The 14,769-nt window shown below is 71.5% G+C and carries 10 protein-coding genes; 6 read left to right on the top strand and 4 right to left on the bottom strand.

Annotation, left to right across the window (positions count from 1 at the left end; genetic code table 11):
- Positions 1-55: 55 nt before the first annotated feature.
- From ACIQMJ_RS18220 to ACIQMJ_RS18205, 4 genes are all read right to left on the bottom strand, one after another.
- Positions 56-2,260, bottom strand: a complete 2,205-nt coding sequence (locus tag ACIQMJ_RS18220) for a pectate lyase-like domain-containing protein (protein ID WP_499762134.1) — start codon at positions 2,258-2,260, stop codon at positions 56-58.
- Between the two features lie 123 nt (positions 2,261-2,383).
- Positions 2,384-3,427: a LacI family DNA-binding transcriptional regulator gene (locus ACIQMJ_RS18215; protein WP_499762133.1), complete on the bottom strand. Its 1,044-nt coding sequence runs from the start codon at positions 3,425-3,427 to the stop codon at positions 2,384-2,386.
- A 4-nt stretch (positions 3,428-3,431) separates the two neighbouring features.
- On the bottom strand, positions 3,432-5,813 hold the full coding sequence (locus tag ACIQMJ_RS18210; RefSeq protein ID WP_499762132.1) for a glycoside hydrolase family 3 C-terminal domain-containing protein: 2,382 nt from the start codon (positions 5,811-5,813) through the stop codon (positions 3,432-3,434).
- A 151-nt stretch (positions 5,814-5,964) separates the two neighbouring features.
- Entirely contained in the window at positions 5,965-7,191 is a 1,227-nt protein-coding gene (locus ACIQMJ_RS18205) for an ROK family transcriptional regulator (protein ID WP_499762131.1), read from the bottom strand.
- Positions 7,192-7,378: 187 nt separating this feature from the next.
- On the opposite strand from ACIQMJ_RS18205, the gene ACIQMJ_RS18200 reads away from it, so the two are divergent.
- The 6 genes from ACIQMJ_RS18200 to ACIQMJ_RS18175 are packed head-to-tail and all read left to right on the top strand — an operon-like array spanning position 7,379 to position 14,565.
- The gene (locus tag ACIQMJ_RS18200; RefSeq protein ID WP_499762130.1) at positions 7,379-9,037 is read left to right on the top strand and encodes an ABC transporter substrate-binding protein; all 1,659 of its coding nucleotides are present in this window, start codon (positions 7,379-7,381) and stop codon (positions 9,035-9,037) included.
- Complete coding sequence (locus tag ACIQMJ_RS18195; protein ID WP_499762129.1) at positions 9,034-10,128, top strand: ABC transporter ATP-binding protein; 1,095 nt, start codon at positions 9,034-9,036, stop codon at positions 10,126-10,128. Before ACIQMJ_RS18200 ends, ACIQMJ_RS18195 begins: the two co-directional genes overlap by 4 nt.
- The gene (locus ACIQMJ_RS18190; RefSeq protein ID WP_499762128.1) at positions 10,125-11,105 is read left to right on the top strand and encodes an ABC transporter permease; all 981 of its coding nucleotides are present in this window, start codon (positions 10,125-10,127) and stop codon (positions 11,103-11,105) included. Before ACIQMJ_RS18195 ends, ACIQMJ_RS18190 begins: the two co-directional genes overlap by 4 nt.
- A 3-nt stretch (positions 11,106-11,108) precedes the next feature.
- Positions 11,109-12,101, top strand: a complete 993-nt coding sequence (locus ACIQMJ_RS18185; protein ID WP_499762127.1) for an ABC transporter permease — start codon at positions 11,109-11,111, stop codon at positions 12,099-12,101.
- Positions 12,098-13,123 carry an ABC transporter ATP-binding protein gene (locus tag ACIQMJ_RS18180; RefSeq protein WP_499762126.1) on the top strand — a complete coding sequence of 342 codons (1,026 nt, stop codon included), beginning with the start codon at positions 12,098-12,100 and terminating at the stop codon, positions 13,121-13,123. The genes ACIQMJ_RS18185 and ACIQMJ_RS18180 overlap by 4 nt, the downstream gene beginning before the upstream one ends.
- A gap of 41 nt (positions 13,124-13,164) precedes the next feature.
- Positions 13,165-14,565: a GH1 family beta-glucosidase gene (locus ACIQMJ_RS18175; RefSeq protein ID WP_499762125.1), complete on the top strand. Its 1,401-nt coding sequence runs from the start codon at positions 13,165-13,167 to the stop codon at positions 14,563-14,565.
- Positions 14,566-14,769 lie beyond the last annotated feature (204 nt).

Below are 14,769 nucleotides of genomic sequence, written 5' to 3'. Positions count from 1 at the left end.
GAACCGCCCCGCCGAGGGCGCGAGCCTCGGCGGGGCGGTTCGACCGCTCACCCGGTCACGGGTAGTTGACGACGTAACGCTGCTGCGTGGCCGTGTTCGCCGCGCCGCCGGTGCCGTTCACCACGTTGTCGATCGTGCCGACACCGCCGAGCGACACCGTCACCAGGTCGTGCAGCCGCACTCCCGACCGGTTGGGCACCTCGAAGCCGTTGGCCGTGTGGATGCTCGGGTCGGCCTGGTTGAACGAGTACACGCCCAGGCCCCAAGCCTCGTGCGTGGTGACGTGGTCGGCCACCTTGTACCCGGCCCAGCCGAGCTGGGAGCCGTTCATCCACGCGGCCTGGTTCGGCGGGTCGTACGGCAGCTCGTTCTGGTAGAAGTACGTGCGGCCGCCGTTGCCGTTCCAGACGGTGTTGTACTGCTGGTAGTGCTCGACGAACAACCCGTACGCGGTCACGTTGTCGCCGTTGACGACGACGCCGTTGCGGCCGGTGTTGGCGGTCCAGCCGGTCGGGCCGGTGCCGTGGTCGGCGCGCCACACCCACGTGTGGTCCACGATCACGTCGTCACTGTTGATCTCCAGCGACACGGTCGCCTTGCCCGCCTGCGGACCGCCGACGCGCAGGTACACGTCGTGCATCGAGGTCGGGTTGGTCGCGTGCGAGACCGACGAGCTCGCCGGGCCGAGCTGGAGCAGCACGGGGGAGTTCTGCACGCCCGCGTCGACCAGGAACCCGGCCAGCTTCACGCCGTCCACATCGGACACCGCCATCGCGGCCTTGCCCGTGTCGGGGGACAGCGTCGCCAGGCCCAGGCCCAGCACCACGGTGTTCGGCCGCGTCACGTTGATGGTGTCGGTGAGGCGGTGCACACCGGGCGTCAGCAGCAGGTGCTTGCCCTGCGCCAGCGCCGCGTTGGTCGTGGCGACCGGCGTGCCCGGCTTGACGATGAAGAAGTCCGCCAGCGAGATCGACTGGCCGGCGGGCGCGCCCGCCTCCCAGCTGGTGCCGCGCGAGTTGTGCCGCAGCGCCGGGACGAACACCTTGTACTCGCCGTTCTCGAAGTGCAGGAACGGCTTCTCGCGCACGACCGGCGTGGTGTCGACGGTGGTGTGCGACGGGTTCGGGAAGTGCTGCGCGGGCGAGCCGGGCGAGCCGACGAACACCATGTTCCACACCGAACCGTTCCAGCCGCCCGCGAGGTTGCTGTTGCGGGTCAGGAACTGCTGCTGCGAGCCGGACACGGTGACGCCGTCGATCTTGCTGTCCACGATCAGGCCGCCGGACGCCCAGCCGTCGCCGCCGTTCCACAGCTGGACCTGGCCGGACAGGTGCATGCGCCGGTACGACGCGGCCTGCGACACGGCCCACCGCTCGATCTGGCCCGCGGGCAGGTTGACGAACAGGTTCTCGGCCTGCCGCCAGAAGTTCTGCGTGGCGTTGCCGAGGTTGTTCGGGTTGTCGCCCTGCTGCAACCAGTCCGCCTCGACGCGCACGTGGCCGTTGAGCCGCACGTCGTCGGGCCGCAGGCCCAGACCGGCGACCTGGGTGTAGAAGCGGAGGTTGACGTCGGCGTCGTACACGCCCGGCTTGTACAGCACGGCGTACCGCTCGGAACCGAACTGGTTGGTCTTCATCTGGGCGGAGATCTGGTCCAGCCGCGCCTGCATCGCGGCCCGGTCGTAGCCGGGGCCGTAGACGAGCACGTTGGGACCGAAGTCCGGGTTGCGCGGGTCGGTCGGCGGGATCACCACGCCGCCGGAGGTCTCGGTGTTGACTGCCAGCTCCCACAGTGAGTATCCGTAGCCGGTGGCGCGCGCCGTGCCGTACACCCGCAGGTAACGGCCGGAGCCCGTGACGGTCAGGGCCTGCGTGCCGCCGGTGCCGGTGGTGGTGGAGTAGACGGCGTTCCAAGTGGACGCGTTGTCGGACAGCTGCACCTGGAACGCCCGGCCGTACGCGGCCTCCCAGGTCAGCGTGACGCGGCAGACCTGCTGCGTGGAGCCCAGGTCCACCTGCACCCACTGCGGGTCGGCGAACGCGCTGGACCAGCGGGTGCCGGTGTTGCCGTCGACGGCGGCGGCGGCAGGGGTGCCGCCGTTCTCGACGGACGAGGCGGTCACCGGCCGGTTCAGCGCGGCGTTGGTCGTGCCGCACTCGGCGGCCTGCGCGGACTGGGTGATCACGGGGCTGAGCACCGCGGCCAGGCCGAGTGCCAGCGCGGCGGTCAGGACCCGTGACAGGGAACGGGGAGAGCTCATTGTCCTACCTGACGAGGTAAGGGGCGCGAGAAGGCCCGGAGCCGTGCCTCCGTGGCACCGGAGGCGCTGAGAGAGCGCTCTCTCGGAGCGTAACGCCGATGTCGCGAGTCCGTCAACGACGGTTCACGCGGACTCGCGCACCACCAGCGAGGGCTCGAAGATGACGGACTTCGGGCGCAGTCCCGGTTCCTCGACGTGGTCGAGCAGCAACCGGGACATCCCGGCCGCCATGTCCTCCACCGGCTGCCGGACCGTGGTCAACCGCGGTCGGCACGACAGGGCCGGGCCGCTGTCGTCGAAGCCCACCAGCGCCACCTCGTCCGGCACGCGCCGGCCGTGCTTCTGCAGCACCAGCAACGCGCCCTGCGCCATGAGGTCGTTCGCCGCGAACACGCCGTCCAGCGTCGGGTGCTCGGCCAGCAGCCGTTCCATCGCGGCCTCGCCGCTGCCCGAGGTGAAACCGCCCTCGGCGATCGGGACGTACGGGAAGCCGTGCCGCGCCATGGCGTCGCGGAACCCGGTCAGCCGGTCCTGCGACGCGGGCACGTCCAGCGGCCCGCTGATCGTGGCGACCTGCGTGCAGCCGCGGCGCACCAGGTGGTCGGCGGCGAGCTTCGCGCCCGCCTGGTGGTCGAGGTCGACGTAGCTGATCGGCACCGGGCGGGCGGGCCGCGCGAACAGCACCGCGGGCAGCTCGGCCTGCACCAGCCGGGCGGGCAGCGGGTCCTCGGCGTGCGTGGAGACGAGCAGCGCGCCGTCCGCGCTGCCCTGCCGCAGGAACGACAGCACGTCCTCGCGGGCGGCCTCGGTGTCGGCGACCATCAGCACCGGGTGCACGCCGCGCGTGCGCAGGAAGCCCAGCACCCCGCTGGCCACCCGGCCGAAGAACGGGTCGGAGAACACCCGGGTCGCGAACGCGTCCTCCTCGCCCGGGTCACCCGCCCCCGAGACGACCAGCGCGATCGTGCCGGACCGCTTGGTCACCAGCGACCGGGCCGCCCGGTTGGGCGCGTACCCGGTCTGGTCGATGGCCGCGCGCACGACCTCCTGGATGCGGCGGTCGACGTTGCGGGTGCCGTTGATGACCCGGGAGACCGTCGCGCGGGACACGCCGGCGACCCGCGCCACGTCTTCCAACGTCGGCGGGGCCGTCGGCGATCTGCTCATGCCGTCATTCTGCCACGCGCGGAGAGCGCTCTCCCAGGATCAGGGGCGTGTCGCCCGCCGACGGCCCCACCAGCAGCGTGAACGTCCCGGGCTCGGTGACCCACCCGTCCGCCGTCCAGTGCTGGTAGGCCCGCGCCGGCACCTCGACGTCGACCTCGACCGCCTCGCCCGGCCCGGCGGTGACCGCGGCCCAGCCACCCAGCCAGCGCTCGGGCCGTTCGACGGCGCTGCCCGGCCGCGTGACGTACACCTGCACGACCTCGCGCCCGGCCCGCTCGCCGGTGTTGCGCACGCGCACCCGGACGCCTTCCTCGGTGGCCGTGACCTCCTCGTACGCCCAGGTCGTGTAGCCGAGGCCGTGGCCGAACCAGTAGGCCGGGCGCGCGTCGGACCGGTGCCACGCGCGGTAGCCGATGTGCAGGCCCTCGTCGTACCGCAGCACGCCGCCCTCCGGCACGACGTTCGACACGGGCAGGTCGCACCCGCGCGCGGCCCACGTCGTCGGCAGCCTGCCGCCCGGCTCGCGGACGCCGAACAGCACGTCGGCCAGCCCGTGCCCGGCCTCCTGGCCCGGGAACCACGTCAGCAGCACCGCGGCCACCTCGTCGCGCCACGGCAGCTCGACCGGCCCGCCGGAGTTGACCACGACCACGGTCCGCTCGTTCACCGCCCGGACCGCCCGCACCAGCTCGTCCTGGCGTCCGGGCAGGGCCAGCGTCGTGCGGTCGAAGCCCTCGCTCTCGATCTCGCCCGTGGTGCCGACGACCACCACCGCGACGTCGCTGACGCGGGCCAGCCCGACGGCGCGGGCCAGCTCGTCGGCGTCGCTGAGCCGGGGCGGGTCGGCGGCGAGGACGGTCGCCGTGCCGGTGTGCTCGCGCAGCTCGCGGCGTGCGACGAGGTCCACCGCCGTGCCCGCTGCCAGGTGCGCGGACGCCTGCCGGGACGGCGGGGTCAGGTGGATGACGGCCGGGTCGTCGGTGTCCAGCGGCACGTCCTCGTCGATCAGCCGCTCGCCGTCGACGTCGAGCGTGAGGCGGCCGAAGCCCGCCACCGAGATCGTCCAGTCGCCGGTGACGTCCGGGATCAGCCGGCCGTGCACCTCGACGGTGCGCGCGCCGTCGACCAGCGGCACCTCCAGGACGCGGCCGAGGAACCGGTGCTCGGCGGTGAGCTCCGCGCCGTCGGCGTCGAGCACGCGGACCAGCACGCCGGGCTCGCCGTGGTGCGGGTGGCGGGCGTTGGCGGTGGTCAGGGGCGCGGGCCGGTCCTGGAGCCGGACGCCGGCCGCGTGCACGACCTCGGCGACCTCCGCCAGGCCGTCCACGAAGGAGACGACCGACTCGGGGTAGACGCCCGCGCTGCCGCCGCCCTGGATGCGGGCGGTGGCGGCGTTGGGGCCGAGGACGGCGACCTTCACGCCGGGGGACAGCGGAAGGGCGCCGTCGTTGCGCAGCAGCACGGTGCTCGCCGCGACGGCTTCCCGCAGCAGCTCGTGCGGTGCGGTGACCTCGGGTTTCACCGGCGTGGCGCCGTTGAGCGCGCCGACCCGGGAGGCCAGCCGCAGCAGCCGTTCGACCTTCAGGTCCAGCGCGCTCTCGGGCACCTCGCCGTTCCCGACGGCGGCGGCCAGGTCGTTCCACGGGCTCTCCGGGCCGGGCATGGCCAGGTCCTGGGCGGCGTTCGCGGACGCCGCGGTGGACCGGATCGCGCCCCAGTCCGACACCACCAGGCCGTCGAAGCCCCAGGAGCCCTTCAGCGGCTCCTCCAGCAGCGGGCTCTCCGACATGGTGGTGCCGTTGACGCCGTTGTAGGCCGACATCACCACCCACACGCCGGCGCGGACGGCGGCCTCGAACGGGGCCAAGTAGACCTCGTGCAGCGTGCGGTCGTCCACGTCAACGTTCAGGGTCATGCGCTCGGTCTCGGAGTCGTTGGCCACGTAGTGCTTGGCGGTGGCCGCGACACCCCCGCTCTGCACGCCGGTGATGTAGGCCGCGCCGATGCGCCCGGTGAGCACGGGGTCCTCGGAGAAGCACTCGAAGTGCCGCCCGGCGAACGGCGTCCGGTGCAGGTTGAGCGTGGGCGCGAGCAGCACGTCCACGCCCTTGCGCCGCGCCTCGGCGGCCAGCAGCACGCCCAGGCGGCGCACCAGGTCGACGTCCCAGGTGGCGGCCAGCGCGGTGGGGGAGGGCAGGGCCAGCGACGTGCTGCGCTCGTCCCAGCCCTGGCCGCGCACCCCGATCGGCCCGTCCGACACCACGATCGACCGCAGCCCGACGTCCGGCTCGTCGTGCGTCCGCCAGACCGTGGCGCCGGTCAGCAGCCGAACCTTGCGCGCCACGTCCACCTTGCCGACCAGCAACCCCAACTCCGGCTCGCCCACACCTGACCCCTTGCCTCGGAGAGCGCTCTCCCGCCCAGCCTCGGCCCCGGCCACCCGTGCTGTCAACCACCCGAACGTTGAACTCGCCCGTCCTGAGTGTTCGACACGCGCGACCTGAACGTAGGACTCACGCGTGAGTCCTACGTTCAGGTCAGGCGATGTCGGCGCGGGGTGCCTGCTTGCGGGGGTCGGCGGCGCGGTCCAGGAGAGCGGCGACGGGGAGGGTGGCGGCGCCGACGGCGACCGCGTCCGGGCCGAGCCGGCCCAGCTCGATGGAGATCTGCTCGTACGGGTGGCGCAGCGCGTGCGCGCGGGTGGCCGCGACGATCCGGTCCAGCTGGTGCGCGCCCAGCGCCAGCCCGGCCCACCCGCCGAGCACGATCCGCTCCGGGTTGAACAGGTTCACCAGGTTCGCGATGCCCGCGCCCAGGAATCCGGCGGTCTCCTCCAGCACGCGCGCGGCCGTCTTCGACCGGGACGCGGAGTCGATCAGCGCGGCCACGGTCGACTGCTCGTCGCCCGCGGGCAGCTCGCGGCCCCGGGCCTTGCGGTACCGGTCGAGGATGCCCTCCGCGCCGACGTAGGCTTCCAGGCACCCGAGCGCCCCGCACCGGCACGGGCGACCGCCGTAGACGATGGTCGTGTGCCCCCACTCGCCGGCCGAGCTGGTCGCGCCCCGGTACACGCCGCCGTCGGTCACCACCGCCGCGCCGACACCGGACCCGATGAGCACTATCACCACGTGCCTGGCCCCGCGCCCGGCGCCGAACCACATCTCCGCCTGGCCCTGCGTCTTCGCGCCGTTCTCCACGTACAGCGGCCAGGCGGACTCCGACGCCGAGGCGACCAGCTCCTCCAGCCGCACGCCGTCCCACCCGATGGTGGGCGCGTGCACGACCGCGGTCGTGCCCTGCTCGACCGTCCCGGGCACGCCGATGCCCACGCCGAGCACGGTGGACGCCGCGACGCCCGCCGACGCGACGACGTCCCGCACGGACGAGGCGATCAGCGAGGCGACGACGGCGGGCGAGGACGACGACAGGGCGTGGTCGCGGGCGGCCAGCTGGGTCAGCGACAGGTCGAACAGCTCGACCTTGATGCCGGTCTCGCCGACGTCCACGCCGACGACGTGCCCGAACGCCGGGTTGACCCGCAGCAGCACCCGCGGCCGGCCGCCGTCGGAGTCCACCGACCCTGCCTCCACCACGAGCCCGTCGTCGACCAGCTCGCCGGTCACGTTGGACACCGTGGCCGCCGACAGCCCGGACAGCCGGGACAGCTCGTGCCGGCTCAGGGGACCGTCGAAGAACAGCGTCGACAGCAGCGTCGACCGGTTCTGCCGACGCAGGTCGCGGACGGTGGTGCGCTTCGGTGCCACACCGAGGACCTTAGTTTGCGACTTAAAATTAGCCTAAGTTTGTAACCTGTTCGTGATTGACGTGACTTGGCTCACCGGGGTTGAGTCTGCAACGACACGAGGACGCCTCCGGGCGTCCCAGCCGCGATGGCACGCGCGGCCCGCACTCACGAGCGCTCGCCCCTCCCCCGCCCGACAAGGAGAACCCATGCGACTCAGGCGAACGTCCGCCCTCGCCGTCGCGGCTGCACTGCTGTTCTCGGCCGCCTGTTCCACCTCGAACCCCGGTGCGAACAGCACGAACGAAGGCGTGCTGAACGTGGGCATGCCGAACGGCCCGCAGACCGAGAACAACAACCCGTTCCTCAACACGTCCGCGGCCAGCTCGCTGGGCTACCGGCGGCTGATCTTCGAGCCGCTGGCGATGGTCAACGAGACCAAGCCGGCGGAGAAGCCCAAGCCGTGGCTGGCCACGGAGTGGGAGTGGTCGGACAACTACCACAAGTTGAGCCTGACCATCCGCGACGGCGCGACGTGGTCCGACGGCAAGCCGCTGACCGCCGAGGACGTGGCGTTCACCTTCGAGCTGCTGAAGAAGAACCCCGGCCTGAACGTCGACTCCGTCCCCTACGACGTGGTCTCGTCGTCCGGCAACAAGGTCGAGGTCGGCTTCCCCAAGTCGCAGTTCGTCAACCAGAAGAAGATCCTCGAGCAGCTGATCGTGCCCAAGCACGTCTGGTCCACGATCGCCAACCCGAGCACGGACGCGGTCAAGACCCCGGTCGGCAGCGGCCCGTACACGCTCAAGTCGTTCACGCCGCAGACCGTCACGCTGACCGTGCGCGACTCGTACTGGCAGGAGCTGCCGAAGGTCAAGGAGGTCCGGTACACCTCCTACAGCGACAACAACGCGCAGACCACCGCGCTGGCGACCGGCGCGGCCGAGTGGAGCTTCGTGTTCATCCCGAACTACGAGGCCGTCTACACCTCCAAGGACCCCGAGCACTACAAGCTCTACTTCCCGCCGGTGCTCGGCATCCACGGCCTGTGGTTCAACACGAAGGTCGCGCCGTGGGACAACCCGGCCCTGCGCCGCGCGGTCAACACGGTGATCAACCGCGACGACATCTTCATGCAGGGTGAGGCGGGGTACTTCTACCCGAAGGTCGACAACATCACCGGCATCCCGACGCCCGCCGGCGACTCCTACATCGCGCCCGAGTTCCAGGGCAAGATCGTCACCGTCGACGTCGACGCCGCGAAGAAGGAGCTGACCTCGGCCGGCTTCACCTTCGACGGCGACAAGCTGAAGGACCCGTCGGGCCGGCCCGTCACGCTGAAGATGACCGTGCCGTCCGGCTGGTCGGACTACGTGACGAACCTGGAGATCATCAAGGACAACGTGTCCAAGATCGGCATCGAGGCCACGGTCGACCTGCCGAACGCCGACGCCTGGAGCAAGGCGCTGGACACCGGTGACTTCCAGGCCGCGCTGCACTGGACCAACAACGGCCCGACGCCGTACGACATCTACGAGAACATCATGAACGGCGCGCTGTTCAAGCCGATCGGCGAGGGCGGCATCAACGGCAACTACGGCCGTTACGAGAACCCCGAGGCCACGGCGCTGCTCAACGAGTACGCCAACGCCGCCGACGACACCGCCCGCAACGCGGCCCTGCACAAGCTCCAGCAGATCTTCGTGCGGGACATGCCGGTCGCCATCACCTCCGCGGCGAACGCGGGCGGCCAGTACAGCACCAAGAACTGGGTGGGCTGGCCGGACCAGTCCAACCAGTACGCGCCGCTCCAGCCCACGCTGGAGAACGCGCTCGACGTCGTCCTGCACCTGAAGCCGGCCGCATGACGACGAGCACCGCACCGTCGGCCTCCGGGACCACTGAGGTGGTCCTGGAGGCCGATGGCCTGACCAAGCACTTCCCGGTCCGCAAGCGCGGGCGAGAGCTGCTGTCGAGGACCACGCGCTCGGTGCGCGCGGTCGAGGACGTGACGCTCCGGCTGCACCGCGGCCGGGTCACCGCGCTGGTCGGCGAGTCCGGTTCGGGCAAGTCGACGGTGGCCCGGTTGCTGGCGCAGCTCTACCCCCAGACCGCCGGGACCATCCGGCTGCACGGCGAGCCCGTGCGGACCAAGGGCGGCAAGCGCTTCCGGGCGTACAGCAAGCGCGTCCAGATGATCTTCCAGGACCCGTTCGCCTCGCTGAACCCCGTGCACACCGTGCGCTACCACCTGACCCGCGCGTTGAAGATCCACGGCAACGCGGGCCGGACGCCGCAGGAGCTGGAGGAGGCGCTGTCCGCCCTGCTCACCCGCGTGCAGCTCACCCCGCCCGAGCGGTACGTGGACAAGTTCCCCCACGAGCTGTCCGGCGGCCAGCGGCAGCGCGTGGCCATCGCGCGCGCCCTGGGCGCGGACCCCGAGGCGCTGCTGGCCGACGAGCCGGTGTCCATGCTGGACGTCTCCATCCGGCTCGGCGTGCTGAACCTGCTGCGCGACCTCAAGGAACGCCTGCACCTGGCGATCCTCTACATCACCCACGACATCGCCTCGGCCCGCTACTTCGCCGACGAGACGTTCGTGATGTACGCCGGGCGGGTGGTCGAGGGCGGCGACAGCGAGACCGTCACCCAGCGGCCCGCGCACCCGTACACCCAGCTGCTGATCGACTCCGCGCCGGACCCCGACCGGCCCGCCGTGCAGGAGAAGGACGGTGGCACCGGCGAGCCGCCGTCGCTGATCAACCCGCCCCGGGGCTGCCGGTTCAACCCGCGCTGCCCCCACGCGATGAAGGTGTGCGCGGAGGAGGTGCCGCCCCGGTTCGCCATCGGCGACGGCGACGGGCACTTCGCCGCGTGCTGGCTCTACGGCGAGGACCTGTCCGACGCCGACAAGGTCAAGCTCCGCGTCGCCGACGTGACGCACGGGGAGGGGCCGTGAGCTACCTCCTCAAGCGGATCGCGTTCTACCTGTTCACCGCGTGGGCTGCGATCACCATCAACTTCTTCATCCCGCGCGCCATCCCCGGCGACCCGGTGCAGGCGCTGATCACCCGGTCGCGCGGCCAGATGACCAGCGACGCCGTGCAGTCGCTGTACGTGCTGTTCGGGCTGGACAAGGACGCGAGCCTGGTCGAGCAGTACTTCACCTACCTGGGCCAGTTGCTCAGCGGCGACCTCGGCCTGTCGTTCACCTACTTCCCGTCCCCGGTGTCGCAGGTCATCGGCGACGGCCTGCCGTGGACGATGGGCCTGGTCGGCATCACGACCGTGCTCGGCTTCCTCATCGGCACCGCCCTGGGCACGGGCATCGGCTGGCGGCGCGGCTCGTGGGCCGACGCGCTGATCCCGGTGACCACGTTCGTGTCGTCCATCCCGTACTTCTGGCTCGGCCTGATCGCGATCGCGCTGCTGACCGGCCCGGACAGCTTCTTCCCGGCCTCCGGCGCCTACGACAACGGCCTGGTGCCGAACCCGGACCTGGAGTTCATCGGCAGCGTGCTGCGGCACGGCATCCTGCCCGCGTTCACCATCCTGATCTCGTCCATGGCGGGCTGGATCCTGTCCATGCGCAACATGATGGTCACGGTGGCCTCCGAGGACTACGTGACCGTCGCGCACGCCAAGGGCCTGTCCGACCGCCGGGTGATGGTGTCCTACGCGGCGCGCAACGCGTTGCTGCCCAACGTCTCCGGGTTCGCGCTGTCGCTCGGCTTCATCGTCGGCGGCACGCTGCTGGTGGAGATCGTGTTCTCCTACCCGGGACTGGGCCTGCAGCTGTTCCAGGCCGTCGGCGCCAAGGACTACCCGCTCATGCAGGGCATCTTCCTGATCATCACGCTGTCCGTGCTGCTGGCGAACTTCCTCGCCGACGTGGCCTACCTCGCGCTCGACCCGCGCACCCGACGGGAGGGCTGAGCAGTGACCGTGGTTCCCACCACCGGGACGGCCACCCCGGCCGCGGCGCCGGTGAAGCGCCGCAGGCTGCGGTTCGTGGCCAACCCCAAGGCCACCACCGGCCTGGCCATCCTGGGCTTCTTCGCCCTGCTCGCCGTCGTCGGGCCGTGGCTCGCGCCCTACGACCCGTCGGGGCGCAGCAACGACCTGCTCCAGGGCCCGTCGGCCGCGCACTGGTTCGGCACGACCCACCTGGGTCAGGACATCTTCAGCCAGGTCGTGGTCGGCACGCGCAGCGTCATCGTGGTCGGCTTCGTCGCGGGCCTGGTGGCGACGATCCTGTCCGTCCTGGTCGGCGTCACCTCCGGCTACCTGTCGGGCGCGGGCAGCGAGGTGCTCTCCGCGCTGTCGAACGTGTTCCTGGTGCTCCCCGCGCTGCCGTTGATGATCATCATCACGTCGACGCTGCCGGAGACGAGCACGCTCACCATCGCGCTGCTCATCGGCTTCACGTCGTGGGCGTGGGGCGCGCGCGTGCTGCGGGCGCAAACGCTCTCGTTGCGCGGCCGCGACTACGTGGAGGCCGCGCGGGCGACCGGCGAGAAGACCTGGCGGATCATCCTGTTCGAGATCCTGCCCAACCTCACCGCGGTCATCGCCTCCGGGTTCGTCGGCACGGTCATCTTCGCGGTGACCCTGGAGATCACGCTGGCGTTCATCGGCGTCGGCGCGGGCGGCGACTGGAACTGGGGCACCGTCCTGTACTGGGCGCAGAGCCAGCAGGCGCTGGCGCAGGGCGCGTGGTGGTGGTTCGTGCCCGCGGGCCTGGCCATCGCGCTGCTGGGCACCGCGCTGTCGCTGGTGAACTTCGGCATCGACGAGTTCGTCAGCCCGCGGCTGCGCGGCGGCGGCAAGACCAGCGTCAAGACCGCCGACGGCCACACGGTCCGGATGCGGGTCGGCTTCACGCCGGTGCTCGCGACGAAGCCCGGGTCCGAGCGAAGGGAGACGCCGTGACCGACGCGGTGCTGGAGGTCCGCGGCCTGAACGTGGACTACGGCCTGGGCGACGACGCCGTGCGCGCCGTCCGCGACGTGGACCTCACCCTCTACCGGGGCGAAGTCCTCGGCCTGGCGGGGGAGAGCGGCAGCGGCAAGTCGACCCTGGCCTACGGCCTGACCAGGCTCCTCCCGCCACCGGGCGTGATCTCGGGCGGCGAGGTGCTCTACCACCCCGACGGCGGCGACCCGGTCGACGTGCTCCGGATGGACCACGCCGCGCTGCGGCGGTTCCGCTGGGCCGAGACCGCGATCGTGTTCCAGGGCGCGATGAACTCGCTCAACCCGGTGCACCGGATCTCCGCCCAGCTCACCGACGTGATCAAGGCGCACGACCCGCGCAGCAGCAGCGCGTCCCGGCTGGCGCGGGCCCGCGAGCTGCTGCACCTGGTCGGCATCTCCGCCGACCGGCTGGAGAGCTACCCGCACCAGCTCTCCGGCGGCATGCGGCAGCGCGTGATGATCGGCATGGCGCTGGCGCTGGAGCCGAAGGTCGTCATCATGGACGAGCCGACCACAGCGCTGGACGTGGTGGTGCAGCGGCAGATCCTGCGCCAGCTCGTGGAGCTGCGCGAACGCCTCGGGTTCTCGGTCGTGTTCATCACCCACGACCTGTCCCTGCTGGTCGAGTTCTCCGACCGGATCGCGATCATGTACGGCGGGCGCATCGTGGAGCAGGCGGACTCCGCCGACCTCTACCGCGACCCGCTGCACCCCTACAGCCACGGCCTGCTCAACTCGTTCCCCGCGCTGCGGGGCCCGAAGCGCGAGCTGACCGGCATCCCCGGCTCACCGCCGGACCTGCGGTCGATGCCTCCCGGCTGCTCCTTCCACCCACGTTGTCCGCACGCGATGGAGCGCTGCGGTGTGGAGGTCCCGGTGCTCGGCGTGCCCCTCGACATCGGGCGCGCAGCCCGCGAGGTGCCCGCCGACCGCACCGTGGCCTGCTGGCTGCACCCCGTTCACGACGACGGGCTCTGACCCCGTTCACGACAACGGGATCCGAACTCCAGAGGAGATCAATGGACACCACGGCGCCGACCGTCGGGCTCGACCCCGCGATCGACACCCTGCCCGCCTCGTTCCGCTGGGGCGTGGCGACCTCCGCGTACCAGATCGAGGGGGCGTACGAAGAAGACGGTCGCGGACCGTCCATCTGGGACACTTACTGCCGGACGCCCGGCATGGTGCACAACGACGACAACGGTGACGTCGCGTGCGACCACTACCACCGCATGCCGGAGGACGTCGCGCTGATCGGATCCCTCGGCGTGGACACCTACCGGTTCTCCGTCGCCTGGCCGCGCGTGCAGCCGGGCGGCAAGGGGCCGGTCAACGCGCCCGGCATGGCGTTCTACGACCGGCTGGTGGACGAGCTGCTGGGCAAGGGCATCACCCCGTGGGTCACGCTGTACCACTGGGACCTGCCGCAGGAGCTGGAGGACGCGGGCGGCTGGCCGGTGCGGGACACCGCGTACCGGTTCGCCGACTACTCGATGCTCGTGTTCGACGCCCTGTCCGACCGGGTGCGCCACTGGACCACGCTCAACGAGCCGTGGTGCTCGGCGATGCTCGGCTACTACGAGGGCCGGCAGGCGCCGGGCAGGCAGGACTTCGGGGCGGCCATCCACGCCGTGCACCACCTGCTGCTCGGCCACGGCCTGGCCACGCAGCGGATGCGCGAGGCGGCCACCGAGCCGATGGAGTTCGGCATCACGCTCAACATGAGCCACGCCAGCCCCGCCACCGACAGCGACGCCGACCGCGACGCCGCCCGCCGGGCCGACGGCCTGTCCCGCCGGATCTACCTCGACCCGCTGGTGCGCGGCCACTACCCGGCCGACGTGGTGGCGGACCTGGCCGCGCGCGGGGTGCGGATCCCCGAGGAGCCGGGCGACCTGGAGATCATCAAGCAGCCGATCGACGTGCTGGGCGTGAACTACTACTCCAGCTCGAAGTTCTCCGGCGTGGACGAGGACGGCAACACGGCCGACGCCGACGGCGTGCCGGTGTGCCGGGAGGTCCGCTACGGCCGCCCGGTGACCGCGATGGACTGGGAGATCGTGCCCGAGGGCTTCACCAACCTGCTGGTGCAGATCGGTGAGGAGTACCCCGGCGTGCCGATGGTGATCACGGAGAACGGCGCGGCGTTCGACGACGAGGCCGACGAGACCGGCTTCGTGCGCGACGACGACCGCACCGCCTACCTGGAGTCGCACATCGCGGCCGTGGCCAAGGCCCGCACGGCGGGGGCGGACGTGCGCGGCTACTTCGCGTGGTCGCTGATGGACAACTTCGAGTGGTCCTACGGCTACGACAAGCGCTTCGGTCTGGTGCACGTGGACTACGACACCCAGGTCCGGACGTTGAAGAGCAGCGCGCTGTGGTACCGGGACACGATCCGCCGCGTCCGCGGCAGCTGACCGCCCGGCCGGTGGGCGTGCCGCGGGATTCCTCCGGCGCGCCCACCGGCCGCGCGCCGTCACCGGAGTGGCCGCACCCGGTGGCGCGACGGCCGAAGGGCCGGGGGGACGTGCTCCCTCCGGCCCTTCGGTCTTGCCGGTCACCGTCGGTGCGGCCATCACGGCATCGCCCGAGGTGGTGTGCCGTGGTCGCTCCCGGTGGTG

Origin of the sequence: Actinosynnema sp. NPDC091369 (assembly GCF_044757065.1) — a bacterium.
Taxonomy (GTDB): domain Bacteria; phylum Actinomycetota; class Actinomycetes; order Mycobacteriales; family Pseudonocardiaceae; genus Actinosynnema.
The sequence above is the reverse complement of the archived record's forward strand: the minus strand, read 5'-3'. Positions and strand labels throughout refer to the sequence as shown.